The organism is Streptomyces sp. NPDC102274 (assembly GCF_044766385.1).
GTDB lineage: Bacteria > Actinomycetota > Actinomycetes > Streptomycetales > Streptomycetaceae > Streptomyces.
Genome location: NZ_JBIWLW010000003.1, coordinates 380,611 through 398,314 on the forward strand (window position 1 = coordinate 380,611; position 17,704 = coordinate 398,314).

Below are 17,704 nucleotides of genomic sequence, written 5' to 3' on the forward strand. Positions count from 1 at the left end.
GCCGTGCCGCTCATCGGTTTCGCGGCGACGCCGAACCGGCCCCCGGGCCTCGGCGTGGCGGCCGGTTCGTGCACTACCGTCTGACCTCTCGGTGGTCGAACCGCATCGGCCACGACGTCGTCGGAGCGCTCCAGCACTGAACTGAGTACCGCCCCAGCACCGATGAGGAGGAGTCCGGATGGAAGCCACGGATCGTACGGACCGCCGGCCGATGGATCTCACGGCGTACGAGGAACGGGCCAGGCGCGGCCCCTGCTTCGTCTGCGCGTTCCTCGCGGGGGACCCCGCGTTCCGGCACGAGACGGTGTACGAGGACGAGGATCACGTGGCCTTCCTCGACCGCTACCCCACCCTGCCGGGGAAGCTCCTGGTCGCGCCGAAGGCCCATGTCGAGCAGGTCGTCCGCGACATGGACGAGACCGCGTACACCCGGTTGATGCTGTTCGTACGGACGGTCGCGCTCGCGATGGAGGACGTACTGGCGTCCGAGCGCACGTACCTGCTCTCGCTGGGCAGTCAGCAGGGCAACACGCATCTGCACTGGCACATCGCCGGGCTGCCGCCGGGGGTGCCGTACGAGCGGCAGCAGTACTACGCGCTCATGGGCGAGAACGGCGTACTGACCGCGTCCCCCGACGAGACCGCGGCCCTGGCCGAGAGGTTGCGCCGGGCGGTGTGGGAAAGGCTGGGGCACGGACCTCGATGAACTCCGGCGCCGCGCCCGGTCGGTCAGCGGGCACGGACGGTCCGTCAACCCACGCGGCGCCGCCGTGAACAGCGCCGGCAGCCCCTCCCGCCTCGACTACACCGCGTCGTTCGGACGGGACATCCGAAGCGCCAGCTCCCGCAGCAGTTCCTCCGAGGTGATGTCCGTACGGCCGCTGTCATGGACCTCGGCCAGCTGCGCGAAGACATACGTGAACGCGCCGATCAGCTGCATCATCGGCGGCAGCGCGGCGGCGGTCACCGCGTGCGCCGCTTCGAGCGGGGTGGACTCCGGCGAGACCGTGAAGGAGGGGAAGACCTCGGCGAGCAGCGATCCGATCTGCCCCTCGCCCGAGCCCCGCCGGCCGCCTTCCGCGCCGCCCGCCGCGCCGATGTCCCCGCCCGCGTCCCCGCCCGCGTCCCCGAGCGAGTCCCCGCCCGCGTCCCGGTTGGCGGTCCGGATCCACTCCGCGGACTGCGTGAGAATTCCGATGGCCCTGAGAACGACTTCGCTCTGCTCCATACTCAGAGCCTATGGGGGCGCGCCACGGTCCGTGGGCGCTCCGTGGCTCTTCATCGCGCGGTCAGGACGAGGTCCAGGCACGGGTGCCCGCTCGGGCATGTGCCCGCGTCGCCCACGCGAGGTGGAAGTGGGCAAAACCCGGACGCGGCACCGGGTTCGGACCTACCCTCAAGTGGTGTCGGGCGAGTCCGGCCGGGTGCTCGTTGTCGACGACAACAGGGTCATCAGGCAGCTGATCAGGGTCAATCTCGAACTTGAGGGGTTCGAGGTCGTGACCGCGGCCGATGGTGCCGAGTGCCTGGAAGTGGTCCACGACGTCATGCCCGATGCCATCACCCTCGACGTGGTGATGCCCCGCCTCGACGGTGTCCGTACGGCCCAGCGGCTGCGCGCCGACCCCCGTACCAGCGATCTGCCGGTCGCGATCATCAGCGCCTGTACGCAGTACGAGGTGGAGTCCGGCATAGCCGCCGGAGTGGACGCTTTCCTCGCCAAGCCCTTCGAGCCGGCCGAGCTGGTCCGGCTCGTCCGGCGGCTGACGCACCGGGCGGGCCCGCCGCCCCTGGACGGCAGACACGGTGCCGGGCGGGCCGGAAGCGCCCGCGGCTGACCGCATCGCGAAACCGGTTCGCGAAGAGGCCCCCCTCCTCCCATACGCTTGTCCCGTGACCCCCGCCGAGCTCTCCCGAACCGTACGGCGCGCCGTGTGCCGCGCGGTCGAGGACGACGCCCTCCCCGGGCCCGTGCCCGAACGGGTCACGATCGAACGGCCCCGCCCCGGCGGCCAGGGGGACTACGCCAGCAATATCGCCCTGAAGCTCGCGGGCCCGGCCGGGCGCCCGCCCCGCGAGGTCGCCGAGATCCTGCGCGCGAGCATCCTGCGCTCCGCTGCCGCCTCCGGGGCCGCCTCTGCGGTCGCCTCCACGACCGCCCCCGCACCACGCCCTGGCCCCGGGACGGCTCCCGGCATCGACCGTATCGAGATCACCGGCCCCGGCTTCCTGAACTTCACCCTGGCCCGCGACAGCCGCGCCGAACTGGTCCGTACGGTCCTGCGCGCCGGACCGCGCTTCGGCCACGGCGACGCGCTCGCCGGTACGACCGTGTTCCTCGCCCCCTCCGACGAGCCCCGGGCCGCTCTCTGGACCGACACGGTCGTGGAGCTGCTCCGTAGCCAGGGCGCGCGGGCCGAGGTCGTGCCCGGGGCCGACGAGAGGCCGCGCCCGCTTCCCGCCCCCGCCGGCGACGACCTCTTCGCGCGGATGGGCGCCGACGCGGCCCGCTGGGGGCTGCTGCGGCCCGCCGCCCACGACCGCCCGTACACCGGCGCCGAGCTGCTGGTACAGCGCGAGAGCAACCCTCTCTTCCGGGTGCGGTACGCGTACGCCCGTACGCGCGCCCTCGCACGCAACGCGGCGCACCTCGGCATCACCCCCGACCCCGCCGTCGCTCCGGCCCCCGCCCCGGTCCACGATGGCCTTCCCGAGATCACCGGCCACGACAGCGCCACCGCGCTCCTCCTCATCGCCCTCGGCGACCACCCCGCCGTCCTCGAAGCCGCCGCCCGGCTGCGCGCGCCCGACCGGCTCGCCCGCCATCTCGAACACACCGCGGACGCGTTCCTGCGCTTCCAGGAGACCTGCTTCCCGCTGCCGCTCGGTGACGAGAAACCCTCGGCCGCCCACCGCTCCCGGCTCGCGCTCGCCGACGCCGCCGGAGCCGTGCTGGCCGGCGGCCTGTCCCTGCTCGGCATCGATGCCCCCGCATACCTCTGAAGAGAACCAAGAGAGCCAAGAACATGAGCCGTTCCGCACACCCCGCAGGTCCCCGTCACGCGGATGTCCTCCCCGAGGGCCACTACACAGCGCCCGCCGCCGACCTCAACGTCCTTGACGAGAAGGTCTGGTCGCGCACTGTCCGCAGGAACGAGGACGGGGTGGCGACCGTCGCGGGGATCGAAGTGACCCGGCTGGCCGAGGAGTTCGGTACCCCCGCGTACTTCCTCGACGAGGTGGACTTCCGTGCCCGCTGCCGCGCCTGGGCCGACGCCTTCGGCAAGGACGCCGACGTGTTCTACGCGGGCAAGGCGTTCCTCTCCCGGGCCGTCGTCCGCTGGCTCGACGAAGAGGGCCTCAACCTCGATGTCTGCTCCGGCGGTGAACTCGCCACCGCGCTGGCGGCCGGCATGCCCGCCGAGCGGATCGCCTTCCACGGCAACAACAAGTCCGTCCAGGAGATCGAGCGTGCCGTCTCCGCCGGCGTCGGCCGTATCGTCCTCGACTCCTTCCAGGAGATCGTGCAGGTCGCGCATGTCGCGCAGCGCCTCGGCAGGCGTCAGCCCGTCCAGATCCGGGTCACCGTCGGCGTCGAGGCGCATACGCACGAATTCATCGCCACCGCACACGAGGACCAGAAGTTCGGGATCGCCCTCGCCGGAGGGCAGGCCGCGGAGGCCGTCAGGCGGGCCCTCAAGCTCGATGGGCTCGAACTGATCGGCATCCACTCCCACATCGGCTCGCAGATCTTCGACATGGCCGGTTTCGAGGTCTCCGCCCGCCGCGTCGTCCAGCTGCTGGCGGAGGTACGCGACGAGCACGGTGTGGAACTGCCCGAGATCGACCTCGGCGGTGGCCTCGGTATCGCGTACACCTCCGAGGACGACCCGCGCGAGCCCTACGACATCGCGAAGGCCCTCAGCGACATCGTCACCCGCGAGTGTGAGTCCGCCGGGCTGCGCACGCCCCGGATCTCCGTCGAGCCGGGGCGCGCGATCGTGGGTCCCACGGCCTTCACCCTGTACGAGGTCGGCACGATCAAGCCGCTCGAAGGGCTTCGTACGTATGTCAGTGTGGACGGTGGCATGTCCGACAATATTCGTACGGCCCTGTACGACGCCGAGTACAGCGTGGCGCTCGTCTCGCGCCGCTCCGACGCCGAGGCGATGCTGACACGCGTCGTCGGCAAGCACTGTGAGAGCGGCGACATCGTCGTACGGGACGCGTTCCTGCCCGCCGATCTGGCGCCGGGTGATCTGATCGCCGTCCCCGCCACCGGCGCGTACTGCCGCTCGATGGCGAGCAATTACAACCACGCGCTCCGGCCGCCCGTCGTCGCGGTCAGGGACGGTGAGGCACGGGTGATCGTCCGGCGTGAGACGGAGGAAGATCTTCTGCGTCTCGATGTCGGTCACTGAAATACATGTCTCGCAATCTGGACGAGGGGCAGAAACTCCCGTCCAGTGAGTGAGACTGGTTCGGATTCCTGCTTTAAACAGCTGTGATGGATGAAAGGCGTAGGTCGGATGATGCGTTCGCGTCCGCTGAAGGTGGCGCTGCTGGGCTGTGGTGTGGTCGGCTCAGAGGTGGCGCGCATCATGACGACGCACGCCGACGACCTCGAAGCGCGGATCGGGGCCCCGGTCGAGCTGGCCGGGGTGGCCGTCCGGCGCCCCTCCAAGGTGCGTGAGGGCATCGACCCCGCACTGATCACCACCGACGCGACCGCGCTGGTCAAGCGTGGCGACATCGATGTGGTGGTCGAGGTCATCGGCGGGATCGAGCCTGCCCGTACGCTGATCACCACCGCGTTCGAGCACGGCGCCTCCGTCGTCTCCGCCAACAAGGCGCTGCTGGCCGAGGACGGCGAGACGCTCTACGAGGCGGCCGAGCGGAACGGCCGTGATCTGTACTTCGAAGCGGCCGTCGCCGGCGCCATCCCGCTGATCAGGCCGCTGCGCGAGTCCCTCGCCGGGGACAAGGTGAACCGGGTCCTCGGCATCGTCAACGGCACCACCAACTTCATCCTCGACCGGATGGACACCGCAGGCTCCGGCTACTCCGAGGCGCTCGACGAGGCCACCGCCCTCGGCTACGCGGAGGCCGACCCGACGGCGGACGTCGAGGGCTTCGACGCCGCCGCCAAGGCCGCGATCCTCTCCGGGATCGCCTTCCACACCCGGGTACGCCTCGACGACGTGCACCGCGAGGGCATCACGGAGGTCACCTCCGCCGACCTCGCCTCGGCGAAACAGATGGGCTGCACCGTCAAACTCCTCGCCATCTGCGAGCGCGCCGCCGACGGTCTGTCCGTCACCGCGCGGGTCCACCCGGCGATGATCCCGCTCAGCCATCCGCTCGCCTCCGTGCGCGAGGCGTACAACGCGGTCTTCGTCGAGGCAGAGGCGGCTGGACAGCTGATGTTCTACGGCCCCGGCGCGGGCGGCTCCCCGACGGCCTCCGCCGTGCTCGGCGACCTCGTCGCCGTCTGCCGCAACAAGCTCAACGAGGCCACGGGCCCCGGCGAGTCGGCGTACACTCAGCTGCCCGTGAGCCCCATGGGCGAGGTCGTGACGCGCTACCACATCAGCCTCGATGTGGCCGACAAACCGGGTGTACTCGCCCAGGTCGCTACAGTCTTCGCCGAGCATGGTGTATCGATCGATACCGTACGTCAGAAAGGCCGACAGGACGGCGGCGGCGAGGCCGCCCTCGTCGTCGTCACCCACCGCGCGCCGGACGCCGCCCTCTCCGGGACCGTCGAAGCGCTGCGCAAGCTCGACACCGTGCGCGGTGTCGCCAGCATCATGCGTGTAGAAGGGGAGTAAGGGACCCAATGACCAGCATCGGCGCCCGGCAGGGCACCCACCAGTGGCGCGGCATCATCGAGGAGTACCGGGACCGCCTCCCGGTGACGGAAAACACGTCGATTGTCACCCTCCGTGAGGGCGGGACGCCGCTCGTCCCCGCGCAGGTGCTGTCCGAGCGCACGGGATGTGAGGTTCATCTCAAGGTCGAGGGTGCCAACCCCACCGGATCCTTCAAGGACCGTGGCATGACCATGGCCATCACCCGGGCCAAGGAGGAAGGCGCCCGAGCGGTCATCTGTGCCTCCACCGGCAACACCTCGGCCTCGGCCGCCGCCTACGCGGTGCGCGCCGGAATGGTCTGCGCCGTGCTCGTACCCCAGGGGAAGATCGCGCTGGGCAAGATGGGCCAGGCGCTGGTCCACGGCGCGCGCATCCTCCAGGTCGAGGGCAACTTCGACGACTGCCTGACGCTGGCGCGCTCGCTGTCCGACAACTACCCGGTGGCGCTGGTCAATTCGGTCAATCCGGTCCGTATCGAGGGTCAGAAGACCGCCGCCTTCGAAATCGTGGACGCGCTGGGCGACGCCCCTGACATTCATGTGCTGCCCGTCGGAAACGCCGGCAACATCACGGCGTACTGGAAGGGGTACACCCAGTACGCCGCCGACGGCCCGGCCGCGAGCACCCCGCGCATGTGGGGGTACCAGGCGTCCGGCTCCGCGCCGATCGTGCGCGGCGAGATCGTCAAGGATCCGCACACCGTCGCCACCGCGATCCGGATCGGCAACCCGGCGTCCTGGCAGTACGCGCTGGCGGCCCGTGACGAGTCCGGCGGCTTCATCGACGAGGTGACGGACCGGCAGATCCTGGCCGCCTACCGGCTGTTGGCCTCCCAGGAGGGCGTCTTCGTCGAGCCCGCCTCGGCCGCCTCCGTCGCCGGTCTGCTCAAGGCCGCGGAGGAGGGCAAGGTCGACCCGGGCCAGCGCATCGTCTGCACCGTCACCGGAAACGGTCTCAAGGACCCGGACTGGGCGGTCGCGGGGGCGCCCCAGCCGGTCACCGTGCCGGTGGACGCGGTCGTGGCGGCCCAGCGCCTTGGCCTGGCATAACCGCCCGGCATGAGAACGGCGCGGGGGAGCCGGGCCCGGCGTCGGCGCACAGGAGCCGAGCGACACGCATCGTGCGCCTCCTGTGCGCCCTATGTCGCCATGGAACCTTCCTTCGATAGGCTGTACTCAACCCGCCCCGCCGCATATGCCGCGGTGTTGCCCCTGTGGCCCTCGGGTGTTCCGTATGTCCTCGAACGTTTCGCAGCCGCCTCTGTCTCGCAGCCGAATCCCGCAGCCCCGAAGTCACCACCCCTGTAGTCCCGCAGCCACAAGGAGAGTCGTCAGAGCGATGGCCGGTCCCGCGTTCCGCGCCGCCGCCGTACGGGTGCGCACCCCCGCCACCAGCGCCAATCTCGGTCCGGGCTTCGATGCCTTCGGCCTGTCGCTGGGGCTCTACGACGACGTGGTCGTCCGCGTCGCCGACTCCGGCCTGCACGTCGACATCGCGGGCGAGGGCGCCGAGACGCTTCCCCGCGACGAGACCCATCTGCTCGTACGGTCCCTGCGCACGGCCTTCGAACTGCTCGGCGGGCAGCCGCGCGGCCTGGAGGTCGTCTGCGCCAACCGCATCCCGCACGGCCGCGGTCTGGGCTCCTCGTCGGCCGCGATCTGCGCCGGGATCGTGGCCGCCCGCGCGGTGACCATAGGCGGCGACGCCCGGCTCGACGACGCGGCCCTGCTCGAACTGGCCACCGAGATCGAGGGCCACCCCGACAATGTCGCCGCCTGTCTGCTCGGCGGATTCACGGTGGCCTGGATGGACGGCGGAGCGGCGCGCGCCATCAGGATGAAGCCCGCCGATTCCATCGTTCCGGTGGTTTTCGTGCCCGACAGCCCGGTTCTCACCGAGACCGCGCGCGGCCTGCTGCCGCGCACCGTCCCCCATGTGGACGCGGCGGTCAACGCCGGTCGCGCGGCCCTGCTCGTCGAGGCGCTGACCAGGCGCCCCGAGCTGCTGCTGCCGGCCACCGAGGACCGGCTCCACCAGGATTACCGGACCCCGGCGATGCCGCAGAGCGTCGCGCTGGTCAACCGACTGCGCGCGGACGGCGTCCCCGCGGTCATCTCCGGCGCGGGCCCCACGGTCCTCGCGCTGGTCGAGGACGGTGCGGCCGACAAGGTCGCACGGCTGGCGGGCGAGGGATGGGCGGCCAATCGGCTCTCCCTCGACGCCGCGGGGACGAGCGTTCTGCCGCTCGGCTCGTAGCTACAGGAGATTGCCGGTGAGTGAGAGGGGGAATGTTTGTTGGAGCCGGTAGTGTTAACCTCAAGTCTGCAACCGACGTCTTTGAGGCGCGGTGCTTCGTGTCCCGCTTCGGGACCACCCTTCTTCCGGGAGCCTCCCCAACTGCCTGAGCAGCCTGCCTGAGCAGTTTTGAGCACGCACCGGAACCGGCACGACACCCCCCGTTTTTCCCAGCGGTGGGCCGAGCAGGGGGACCTCGGGCCGGACCCATTGCACGTCCGCACGTTTGCAGATCTCTCCGCCATACCCGGCGGGACCACCGCCCCGGCACGGTCCACAAGACAGGACCGCAGTCGGACAGCACAACCGGTCGCCGAGCCAGAAGGCCGACGTCCGCTCCAGGGAAGGACCCTTCGTGAGCGACACCACCGATCTGATGGGCGTGACTGCCGACAGCACTGTCGACACGACCGCGCCCGCCGAAGGTGCTGCCACTGGCACCACCGCACGGCGCCGCCGCTCCGGCACCGGCCTCGAGGGCATGGTCCTGGCCGAGCTGCAGCAGGTCGCGTCAGGCCTCGGCATCAGGGGCACCGCGCGGATGCGCAAGAGCCAGCTGATCGAGGTCATCAAGGAGGCGCAGGCCGGGGGCTCGTCCGCCGCCAAGAGCGCCGACTCCGGCAGCGCAGACGCCGAGACCAAGCCGAAGCGGCGCGCGACCTCCAAGGCCCGTACGGGCGAGGCCGCCGAGGAGAAGTCCGGCAACGCCGAGCAGGCCGTGGCCCAGCAGCAGATCGACATCCCCGGCCAGCCCGCCAGTGACGATCAGCCCGCGGGCGAGCGCCGCCGGCGCAGGGCCACCGCGCAGGCGGGCAGCCCCGAGACCACCACGGACGCCAGGGCCGAGGCCCCGGCCGATGTCAGGGTCGAGGCCCAGCCCGACGCCAAGGCCGAGACGGCCGTCTCCGCGTCCGCCAACGGCTCGGCGCAGGCCGAGACCGACGGCCGGCGCGGCGAGCGCCAGGACCGCGGCCAGCGCGGCGAGCGTGACCGCGGCGAGCGTGGCGACCGCCGTGACCGTCAGCGTGACCGCCGGGGCAAGGGCGACGACCAGCAGGGCGGCCAGGGCGGCCAGAGTGGTCAGCAGCAGGGCGGCGGCAGCCGCCAGCAGCGCGACAACCGCGGCGGCGGCCAGAGCCAGGGCCAGGGCGGCGGCCAGAACACCGGCCCGCAGGACGACTTCGACGACGAGGCGGGCGGCCGCCGCGGCCGGCGCGGGCGCTACCGCGACCGCCGTGGCCGCCGCGGCCGCGACGAGTTCGGGCCCGGCGAGCCGCAGGTCGCCGACGACGATGTGCTGATCCCCGTCGCGGGCATCCTCGACATCCTCGACAACTACGCGTTCATCAGGACCTCCGGCTACCTGCCCGGTCCCAACGACGTGTACGTCTCGCTCGCCCAGGTCCGCAAGAACGGCCTGCGCAAGGGTGACCACGTGACCGGCGCGGTGCGCCAGCCCAAGGAAGGCGAGCGCCGCGAGAAGTTCAACGCGCTGGTCCGCCTCGACTCCGTCAACGGCATGGCGCCCGAAACCGGCCGTGGGCGGCCCGAGTTCCAGAAGCTGACGCCGCTCTACCCGCAGGACCGGCTCCGGCTGGAGACCGATCCGGGTGTGCTGACGACCCGGATCGTCGACCTGGTCGCCCCCATCGGCAAGGGCCAGCGCGGTCTGATCGTGGCCCCGCCGAAGACCGGTAAGACCATGATCCTCCAGGCCATCGCCAACGCGATCACGGTCAACAGCCCCGAGTGCCATCTGATGGTCGTCCTCGTCGACGAGCGCCCTGAAGAGGTCACCGACATGCAGCGGTCGGTCAAGGGCGAGGTCATCTCCTCGACCTTCGACCGCCCGGCCGAGGACCACACCACCGTCGCCGAGCTGGCCATCGAGCGCGCCAAGCGCCTCGTGGAGCTGGGTCACGACGTGGTCGTCCTGCTGGACTCCATCACGCGTCTGGGCCGTGCGTACAACCTCGCGGCTCCCGCCTCCGGACGCATCCTGTCCGGTGGTGTCGACTCGACCGCGCTCTACCCGCCGAAGCGCTTCTTCGGCGCGGCGCGCAACATCGAGGACGGCGGCTCGCTGACCATCCTGGCCACCGCGCTGGTCGAGACCGGCTCGCGCATGGACGAGGTGATCTTCGAGGAGTTCAAGGGCACCGGCAACATGGAGCTCAAGCTCGACCGGAAGCTCTCCGACAAGCGCATCTTCCCGGCGGTGGACGTGGACGCGTCCAGCACCCGTAAGGAAGAGATCCTGCTCGGCAGCGACGAGCTCGCCGTCGTCTGGAAGCTGCGCAGGGTGCTGCACGCCCTCGACCAGCAGCAGGCGATCGAGCTGCTGCTGGACAAGATGAAGCAGACGAAGTCGAACGCGGAGTTCCTGCTCCAGATCCAGAAGACGACGCCCGGCCCCGGAAACGGCAACGGCAACGACTGACCTGGACCGATCAGGCCCTGACCGCCCCCTCGCTCCGGCGAGGGGGCGGTTTTCCGTCTCCGAGCCCACGGCTCCCGCCGGCGACGGCCGCCCGGAAACCTTCGCCACACCCCCCGGACCGGCCCTGGCCCGCCCGTGGGCGGCTCCGTACGCCGAAGACGCAGGTGAACCACAGATGACACCACCCGTCGGCGCAGCGCCCCGGCAGGCTCCGCCGCCCGGTCTCCCGCGACGGCCACGGAGTGCTGTGCAACCCTCCTTAATGCTTCACTGTCTGTACAAGTGGTGACGAAACGTCCCACATCGCACGGCGGGAGGTAGCGGAACCGGCGCGACGGACAGAGGGAGACCATGACCGACGGGAGCGACAGCCGAATAGGCGGCGGCAAGCGCCGCGAGACCTCGGGCAAGCGTCGGCGCGCGACCACTGTCGTGGCGTGGTCGGTGGCGGGGCTGGTCCTCCTCGGCGGATCCGGGATCGGTTACGTCTACTACAAGCTCAACGGCAACATCCTGGGCGTCGACATCAACGCCCAGCTCGGCGGCGACCGCCCGGCCAACGCCGACAACGGCTCCGAGGACATCCTCGTCCTCGGCTCGGACTCCCGGTCCGGCGCGAACGCCGAGTACGGCACGGACGGCGGCGGCGCCCGCTCCGACACCGCGATGATCGTCCACGTCTACAAGGGCCACAAGACGGCCAGTGTCGTCTCCATACCGCGGGACACCCTGGTCGACCGCCCCGAGTGCACCGACTCCAAGGGCGCCGCCGTGCCCGGCGCGCGGCTGGCCATGTTCAACACGGCGTACGAGGTCGGCGGCCCCGCCTGCGCCGTGAAGACCGTCGAGAAGATGTCCGGCATCCGTATGGATCACTACATCGAGGTCGACTTCACCGGCTTCAAGAAGCTCATCGACCAGCTCGGCGGCGTGAAGATCACCACCAGGCAGGCCATCGACGACCCCAAGAGCCATCTGAAGCTCGCTCCCGGCACCCACACCCTCGACGGTGAGCAGTCCCTCGGTCTCGTACGGACCCGCCACAGCGTCGGCGACGGCAGCGATCTGGGCCGGATAGAGCTCCAGCAGGCCTTCGTCAAGGCGCTGATAGGGCAGGTCAAGAGCATCGGCGTGTTCAGCAGCCCGAAGAAGCTGTACGACCTCGCCGATACCGCCACCCGGGCGATCACCCCGGACACCCAGCTCGATTCGGTCAACGAACTGATCGGATTCGCCGACGGGCTCAAGGACCTCGGGGCCAAGGACGTCAAGATGATCACACTCCCTGTCCGGTACGACCCCGCCGACCGGAACCGCGTACTGCCCCTCCAGGCCCCTTCCCAGCAGGTTTGGACGGCGCTCAGGCAGGACAAGCCCATCCCCGCCTCCGCGACCAAGGACTCGGCGGGCGACCAGCGCGACGCGAACGGCGTGGTCAAGGGCGGCTGACCGGGCGCACCACCCGGTCCGCCCGTCCGCGCCCCGCGATCCGCCCGCCTGTGGGCACCGGCTTTCCACAGGTGTGCGGCGGAATCCGGAATACTTCCCGTCGCACCCCGGTTTTGGGAGATACGGCCGGTCCTGGCAGACTGGTACGTCGGTCCCGGTTCACGCACGCGCACTCCGCACGTGCGACCCGGAGCCCTCCCCGCCTCCGCGCGGGGATGTTCCCTAGGAGAACCCCTTGAAGCGCGACATCCACCCCGCGTACGTCGAGACCCAGGTCAGCTGCACCTGCGGTGCGTCGTTCACCACCCGGAGCACCATCGAGTCCGGCACCATCCGTGCCGACCTCTGCTCCGAGTGCCACCCGTTCTACACGGGCAAGCAGAAGATCCTCGACACCGGTGGCCGCGTGGCCCGCTTCGAGGCCCGCTTCGGCAAGGCCGCCGCCTCCGCCAAGAAGTAGCGAGCAACCCGCGCCGGTTCTCGGCGCCCCGCATCCGGGGCGCCGAGACCGGCGCTTTGGCGTCCCGAAGCACCTTACGTACGAAAACCAGGAGCCCCCGATGTTCGAGGCGGTCGAGGAACTGATCGGCGAGCACGCCGATCTGGAGAAGAAGCTCGCCGACCCGTCGGTCCACGCGGACCAGGGACACGCGCGCAAGCTCAACAAGCGTTACGCCGAGCTCACCCCGATCATCGGCACCTACCGCTCCTGGAAGCAGACCGGTGAGGACATCGTGACCGCCCGCGAGTTCGTGGCCGACGATCCCGATTTCGCCGCCGAGGTCAAGGAACTGGAGAAGCGGCGCGAAGAGCTGACCGAGAAGCTCCGCCTGCTGCTCGTACCGCGCGACCCCAGCGACGACAAGGACGTCATCCTGGAGGTCAAGGCCGGTGCGGGCGGCGACGAGTCCGCGCTCTTCGCCGGCGACCTGCTGCGCATGTATCTGCGGTACGCGGAGCGCGTCGGCTGGAAGACCGAGATCATCGACGCCACCGAATCCGAGCTGGGCGGCTACAAGGACGTCCAGGTCGCGGTGAAGACCAAGGGCGGCAACGGCGCCACCGAGCCCGGACAGGGCGTCTGGGCGCGGCTGAAGTACGAGGGCGGGGTGCACCGCGTCCAGCGCGTGCCGTCGACCGAGTCGCAGGGCCGTATCCACACCTCCGCCGCCGGTGTGCTCGTCACGCCCGAGGCCGAGGAGGTCGATGTCGAGATCCACGCGAACGATCTGCGGATCGACGTCTACCGCTCCTCGGGACCCGGCGGCCAGTCCGTCAACACCACCGACTCCGCCGTACGCATCACCCATCTGCCGACCGGTGTCGTCGCCTCCTGCCAGAACGAGAAGAGCCAGCTCCAGAACAAGGAGCAGGCCATGCGTATCCTTCGCTCGCGGCTTCTCGCGGCCGCACAGGAGGAGGCGGAGAAGAACGCGGCGGACGCCCGGCGCAGCCAGGTGCGGACGGTCGACAGGTCCGAGAAGATCCGGACGTACAACTTCCCGGAAAACCGGATCTCCGACCACCGCGTCGGTTTCAAGGCGTACAACTTGGACCAGGTGCTCGACGGAGAGCTGGACGCGGTCATCCAGGCCTGTGTCGACGCCGACTCCGCAGCGAAGCTCGCCGCCGCCCAGTAACCACTCTCGCAGTCCGGAGGAACCAGCGTGCAGCCACTTCCCGGTGGGCACAGCGACCCTCAGCGGCTCCGTCGCGGGCCCGTCGGCCGCGGCAGCCTGCTGCTCGCGGAGGTGGCGCAGGCCACCCAGCGGCTGGCGGACGCGGGTGTCCCCTCGCCGCGCTTCGACGCGGAGGAGCTCGCCGCGTATGTGCACGGCGTCAAGCGGGGAGAGCTGCACAACGTCAAGGACACGGACTTCGACGCACGCTACTGGGAGGCCGTGGCCCGCCGTGAGGCCCGCGAACCCCTCCAGCACATCACCGGACGCGCCTTCTTCCGCTATCTCGAACTCCAGGTGGGCCCCGGCGTGTTCGTGCCGCGCCCGGAGACCGAGTCGGTCGTCGGCTGGGCGATAGACGCCGTGCGCGCCATGGATGTCGTCGAGCCGCTGATCGTCGATCTGTGCTCGGGCTCCGGCGCGATCGCGCTCGCCATGGCACAGGAGGTGCCGCGCTCGCGCGTGCACGCCGTGGAGCTGTCCGAGCAGGCCCTCGTCTGGACGCGGAAGAACGCGGAGGGGTCCAGGGTCACCGTCCACCGGGGAGACGCTCTGAGCGCCCTTCCCGAGTTCGACGGCCAGGTCGACCTGGTCATCTCCAACCCGCCGTACATCCCGCTGACCGAGTGGGAGTACGTCGCCCCCGAGGCCCGTGACCACGACCCGGAGATGGCCCTCTTCTCCGGCGAGGACGGCCTCGACACGATCCGCGGCATCGAACGCACCGCGCACCGGCTGCTGCGGCCCGGCGGCCTGGTCGTCGTCGAACACGCGGACACCCAGGGCGGCCAGGTGCCGTGGATCTTCAGCGAGGAATCCGGCTGGGCGGACGCCGCCGACCACCCCGATCTGAACAAGCGACCGCGCTTCGCGACAGCCCGTAAGGCCATGCCGTGACCGCGCAGGCCGCACCGAGCGCCGTACGGACAGCCGCACCGGCAGCGAACCGGGCATCACACAAACGGGCAACACACCACAGGAAGGCCGGTTAAATGGCACGGCGATACGACTGCAACGACGCGACCGACCGTACGACGGGTCTGCGCGAGGCCGCGTCGGCCGTCCGCCGTGGTGAGCTGGTCGTGCTGCCCACCGACACCGTCTACGGGATCGGTGCGGACGCTTTCAGCTCCGAGGCCGTCGCCGAGCTGCTGGAGGCCAAGGGGCGCGGCCGCAATATGCCCACCCCTGTCCTGATCGGCTCCCCGAACACCCTGCACGGCCTTGTCACCGACTTCTCCGAGCAGGCATGGGAATTGGTCGACGCGTTCTGGCCCGGCGCCCTCACCCTCGTCGCCAAGCACCAGCCGTCCCTCCAGTGGGACCTCGGGGACACCCGAGGCACCGTCGCCATCCGGATGCCGCTCCACCCCGTCGCCATCGAACTGCTCACCGAGGTCGGCCCGATGGCCGTCTCCAGCGCCAACCTCACGGGGCACCCGGCCCCCGAGGACTGCGACGCCGCGCAGGAGATGCTCGGGGACGCCGTCTCCGTCTATCTCGACGGCGGCCCGACCCCCGGCAACGTCCCCTCCTCGATCGTCGACGTCACCGGCAACGTCCCGGTGTTGCTGCGGGCCGGCGCCCTCGACGCGGAGGAGCTCCGCAAGGTGGTACCCGACCTTGAGGTGGCCAATTGACCGCCCCTGAGGGGCGTGGCATAGCGGAGACCGCATTCACCGGCAACACCTTCCGCATCCTCCACGTCAGCACCGGCAACGTCTGCCGCTCGCCCATCACCGAGCGGCTGAACCGGCATGCCCTGACCGTCCGCCTCGGCGAGCGGCTCACCGGCGGCCTGATCGTGGAGAGCGCGGGCACCTGGGGGCACGAGGGCGCCGCCATGGAGGCCAACGCCGAAGCCGTACTGGCCGACTTCGGCGCGGACGCCTCCGGCTTCGTCGGCCGCGAGCTGCTCGACGAACACGTCATCCGTGCCGACCTGGTCCTCACCGCGACCCGCGACCACCGCGCCCAGGTGATCTCCATGGGCCACTCGGCGGGGCTGCGCACCTTCACGCTCAAGGAGTTCACCCGGCTGGTGCGCGCCATAGACCCGGCGACGCTGCCGGACCCCCTCGACGAGGGGGTGGTCGAGCGCGCCCGCGCGCTGGTCCGCGCGGCGGCGGCGCTGCGCGGCTGGCTGCTGGCGCCCACGGCGGACGCGGACGAGGTCTACGACCCGTACGGCGCGCCCATCACGTTCTTCCGCTCCATCGGCGAGGAGATCCACCAGGCGCTGGACCCGGTCGTGACGGCGCTGACGGGGGTACCGGCGCGGCCGCCGCTTTTTTAAGGGGCTCGGTTCGCGTCCGGGCGCTTTATGCCCTGTCGACGGTCGACCGTGCTCGATTCCCTCGTACCCCGGGAACCTCCGCCCGCGCGGCGGAGCCGCATATCGAGCACAGCCTCCCTTTCGACAGCGGCGCGCCCTTCGGCTCACTCGCCACCGGCAGGACGGCGCCCGGAACGTCAGGGCACCGCGAAAACCGCGTCATCCATCGCGCATCAGCGGTCCCACCGTCCTACATTGGAAGGCACGCAACCCCCTCCGAGGTCCGGAGTCCGCCATGTCCGTCGTCACCGCCCCCCGTACGACAGCGCCGGACGCCCTGCGGCGGCAGGATCCCGAGATGGCCGAGGTGATCCTCGGGGAGACGCGACGGCAGGCGGACAGTCTTCAGCTCATCGCCGCCGAGAACTTCACCTCGCCCGCCGTCCTCGCCGCCCTCGGCTCCCCGCTCGCCAACAAGTACGCCGAGGGCTATCCCGGCGCCCGCCACCACGGCGGCTGCGAGCTGGTCGACGCCGCCGAGCGGATCGCCGTCGCGCGGGCGAAGGCGCTCTTCGGGGCCGAGCACGCCAACGTACAGCCGCACTCCGGCTCCTCCGCCGTCCTCGCCACGTACGCCGCCCTGCTGCGCCCCGGAGACACCGTGCTGGCCATGGGGCTGCCGTACGGCGGCCATCTCACCCATGGCGCGCCCGTCAACTTCTCCGGCCGCTGGTTCGACTTCGTCGGGTACGGGGTCGACGCGGAGAGCGGGATCATCGACTACGCGCAGGTGCACCAGCTGGCGCGGACGCACCGGCCCAAGGCCATCGTCTGCGGGTCGATCTCCTATCCCCGCCATATCGACTACGAAACGTTCCGGGAGATCGCCGACGATGTCGGCGCGTATCTGATCGCGGACGCCGCACATCCGATCGGGCTGGTCGCCGGGGGCGCGGCGCCCAATCCCGTGCCGTACGCCGATGTCGTGTGCGCGACGACGCACAAGGTGCTGCGCGGACCGCGCGGCGGGATGATCCTGTGCGGCGAGGAGTACGCGGAGCGCGTCGACCGGGCGGTGTTCCCGTTCACTCAGGGCGGCGCGCAGATGCACACGATCGCCGCCAAGGGGGTCGCCTTCGGGGAGGCGGCGACCCCCGCGTTCACCGCGTACGCGCACCGGGTCGTAGCCAACGCCCGTGCGCTGGCCGAGGCGTTGGACACGGAGGGTTTCCTCATCACTACGGGTGGTAGCGATACGCATCTGATCACCGCCGACCCGTCGCCCCTGGGAGTGGGGGGCAGGGCGGCCCGCGGCCGACTGGCCGCCGCCGGTGTGGTGCTCGACACCTGCGCGCTGCCCTACGCGGACGGGCGGGGCATCCGGCTGGGCACCGCCGCCGTGACCACTCAGGGCATGGGGGAGGCGGAAATGCGCCGGATCGCGGCCCTCTTCGCCGCGGCGCTGCGTGAGGATGTCGCGGAGAAGCGGGGGATCCGCGGTGAAGTGCGGAGTCTGACCGGGCGTTTTCCGCCGTATGGGACCCTTTCCTGAATGAAACATCCGGGGGCGGGAAGTCGTGCAACCATCGTGCCCACCGCGTTGTCCTCGTTGATAACGCGACTCGGTTTCCATCGGTGGATCCGGAGCGGGCTAGTGTGTGGGGCTGAGATGGCCAGCGATTCCTGTGGGGCA

General features: G+C 70.6%; 16 protein-coding genes. 15 read left to right on the top strand and 1 reads right to left on the bottom strand.

Going from position 1 to position 17,704, the window contains the following annotated elements; genetic code table 11:
• The first annotated feature begins 178 nt into the window (after positions 1-178).
• Positions 179-706, top strand: coding sequence for an HIT family protein (locus tag ACIRQP_RS06270; RefSeq protein WP_403884232.1), 528 nt, complete (start codon positions 179-181; stop codon positions 704-706).
• 96 nt (positions 707-802) lie between these two features.
• On the opposite strand, the gene ACIRQP_RS06275 is transcribed toward ACIRQP_RS06270, so the two are convergent.
• On the bottom strand, positions 803-1,228 hold the full coding sequence (locus tag ACIRQP_RS06275; RefSeq protein WP_403884235.1) for a hypothetical protein: 426 nt from the start codon (positions 1,226-1,228) through the stop codon (positions 803-805).
• A 97-nt stretch (positions 1,229-1,325) separates the two neighbouring features.
• Between ACIRQP_RS06275 and ACIRQP_RS06280 the strand changes: the two genes are divergently transcribed.
• From ACIRQP_RS06280 to glyA, 14 genes are all read left to right on the top strand, one after another.
• A complete protein-coding gene (locus tag ACIRQP_RS06280) occupies positions 1,326-1,838 on the top strand; it encodes a response regulator (RefSeq protein ID WP_403884238.1) in 513 nt (170 codons plus the stop codon).
• Between the two features lie 55 nt (positions 1,839-1,893).
• The gene (gene nrtL / locus ACIRQP_RS06285; RefSeq protein WP_403884241.1) at positions 1,894-3,003 is read left to right on the top strand and encodes an ArgS-related anticodon-binding protein NrtL; all 1,110 of its coding nucleotides are present in this window, start codon (positions 1,894-1,896) and stop codon (positions 3,001-3,003) included.
• Positions 3,004-3,026: 23 nt separating this feature from the next.
• Positions 3,027-4,421 carry a diaminopimelate decarboxylase gene (lysA, locus tag ACIRQP_RS06290; protein ID WP_403884243.1) on the top strand — a complete coding sequence of 465 codons (1,395 nt, stop codon included), beginning with the start codon at positions 3,027-3,029 and terminating at the stop codon, positions 4,419-4,421.
• Positions 4,422-4,529: 108 nt separating this feature from the next.
• Complete coding sequence (locus ACIRQP_RS06295; protein WP_403884246.1) at positions 4,530-5,831, top strand: homoserine dehydrogenase; 1,302 nt, start codon at positions 4,530-4,532, stop codon at positions 5,829-5,831.
• An 8-nt stretch (positions 5,832-5,839) separates the two neighbouring features.
• Positions 5,840-6,922 carry a threonine synthase gene (thrC, locus tag ACIRQP_RS06300; protein ID WP_403884249.1) on the top strand — a complete coding sequence of 361 codons (1,083 nt, stop codon included), beginning with the start codon at positions 5,840-5,842 and terminating at the stop codon, positions 6,920-6,922.
• Positions 6,923-7,211: 289 nt separating this feature from the next.
• Positions 7,212-8,129 carry a homoserine kinase gene (thrB, locus tag ACIRQP_RS06305; RefSeq protein ID WP_403884252.1) on the top strand — a complete coding sequence of 306 codons (918 nt, stop codon included), beginning with the start codon at positions 7,212-7,214 and terminating at the stop codon, positions 8,127-8,129.
• A gap of 394 nt (positions 8,130-8,523) precedes the next feature.
• Positions 8,524-10,608 carry a transcription termination factor Rho gene (gene rho, locus ACIRQP_RS06310; protein WP_403884255.1) on the top strand — a complete coding sequence of 695 codons (2,085 nt, stop codon included), beginning with the start codon at positions 8,524-8,526 and terminating at the stop codon, positions 10,606-10,608.
• Between the two features lie 351 nt (positions 10,609-10,959).
• Positions 10,960-12,057, top strand: a complete 1,098-nt coding sequence (locus ACIRQP_RS06315) for an LCP family protein (RefSeq protein ID WP_403884258.1) — start codon at positions 10,960-10,962, stop codon at positions 12,055-12,057.
• Positions 12,058-12,292: 235 nt separating this feature from the next.
• Entirely contained in the window at positions 12,293-12,517 is a 225-nt protein-coding gene (gene rpmE / locus ACIRQP_RS06320) for a 50S ribosomal protein L31 (RefSeq protein ID WP_066950131.1), read from the top strand.
• 100 nt (positions 12,518-12,617) lie between these two features.
• Positions 12,618-13,697: a peptide chain release factor 1 gene (gene prfA, locus ACIRQP_RS06325; protein WP_403884262.1), complete on the top strand. Its 1,080-nt coding sequence runs from the start codon at positions 12,618-12,620 to the stop codon at positions 13,695-13,697.
• A gap of 96 nt (positions 13,698-13,793) precedes the next feature.
• On the top strand, positions 13,794-14,633 hold the full coding sequence (gene prmC / locus ACIRQP_RS06330) for a peptide chain release factor N(5)-glutamine methyltransferase (protein ID WP_403884394.1): 840 nt from the start codon (positions 13,794-13,796) through the stop codon (positions 14,631-14,633).
• 95 nt (positions 14,634-14,728) lie between these two features.
• Positions 14,729-15,376 carry an L-threonylcarbamoyladenylate synthase gene (locus ACIRQP_RS06335; RefSeq protein ID WP_403884265.1) on the top strand — a complete coding sequence of 216 codons (648 nt, stop codon included), beginning with the start codon at positions 14,729-14,731 and terminating at the stop codon, positions 15,374-15,376.
• Positions 15,373-16,032 carry a protein-tyrosine-phosphatase gene (locus ACIRQP_RS06340; RefSeq protein WP_365752205.1) on the top strand — a complete coding sequence of 220 codons (660 nt, stop codon included), beginning with the start codon at positions 15,373-15,375 and terminating at the stop codon, positions 16,030-16,032. Before ACIRQP_RS06335 ends, ACIRQP_RS06340 begins: the two co-directional genes overlap by 4 nt.
• 274 nt (positions 16,033-16,306) lie before the next feature.
• Positions 16,307-17,563, top strand: a complete 1,257-nt coding sequence (gene glyA / locus ACIRQP_RS06345) for a serine hydroxymethyltransferase (RefSeq protein ID WP_403884269.1) — start codon at positions 16,307-16,309, stop codon at positions 17,561-17,563.
• The last annotated feature ends 141 nt before the right edge of the window (positions 17,564-17,704 follow it).

Excerpts from the sequence above, each read along its gene's own strand:
- ACIRQP_RS06270 (WP_403884232.1), top strand. The coding sequence starts at position 179 with ATGGAAGCCACGGATCGTACGGACCGCCGGCCGATGGATCTCACGGCG.
- ACIRQP_RS06275 (WP_403884235.1), bottom strand. The coding sequence starts at position 1,228 with ATGGAGCAGAGCGAAGTCGTTCTCAGGGCCATCGGAATTCTCACGCAG.
- ACIRQP_RS06280 (WP_403884238.1), top strand. The coding sequence starts at position 1,326 with ATGTGCCCGCGTCGCCCACGCGAGGTGGAAGTGGGCAAAACCCGGACG.
- lysA (WP_403884243.1), top strand. The coding sequence starts at position 3,027 with ATGAGCCGTTCCGCACACCCCGCAGGTCCCCGTCACGCGGATGTCCTC.
- ACIRQP_RS06295 (WP_403884246.1), top strand. The coding sequence starts at position 4,530 with ATGATGCGTTCGCGTCCGCTGAAGGTGGCGCTGCTGGGCTGTGGTGTG.
- thrC (WP_403884249.1), top strand. The coding sequence starts at position 5,840 with ATGACCAGCATCGGCGCCCGGCAGGGCACCCACCAGTGGCGCGGCATC.
- thrB (WP_403884252.1), top strand. The coding sequence starts at position 7,212 with ATGGCCGGTCCCGCGTTCCGCGCCGCCGCCGTACGGGTGCGCACCCCC.
- ACIRQP_RS06315 (WP_403884258.1), top strand. The coding sequence starts at position 10,960 with ATGACCGACGGGAGCGACAGCCGAATAGGCGGCGGCAAGCGCCGCGAG.
- prfA (WP_403884262.1), top strand. The coding sequence starts at position 12,618 with ATGTTCGAGGCGGTCGAGGAACTGATCGGCGAGCACGCCGATCTGGAG.
- ACIRQP_RS06335 (WP_403884265.1), top strand. The coding sequence starts at position 14,729 with ATGGCACGGCGATACGACTGCAACGACGCGACCGACCGTACGACGGGT.
- glyA (WP_403884269.1), top strand. The coding sequence starts at position 16,307 with ATGTCCGTCGTCACCGCCCCCCGTACGACAGCGCCGGACGCCCTGCGG.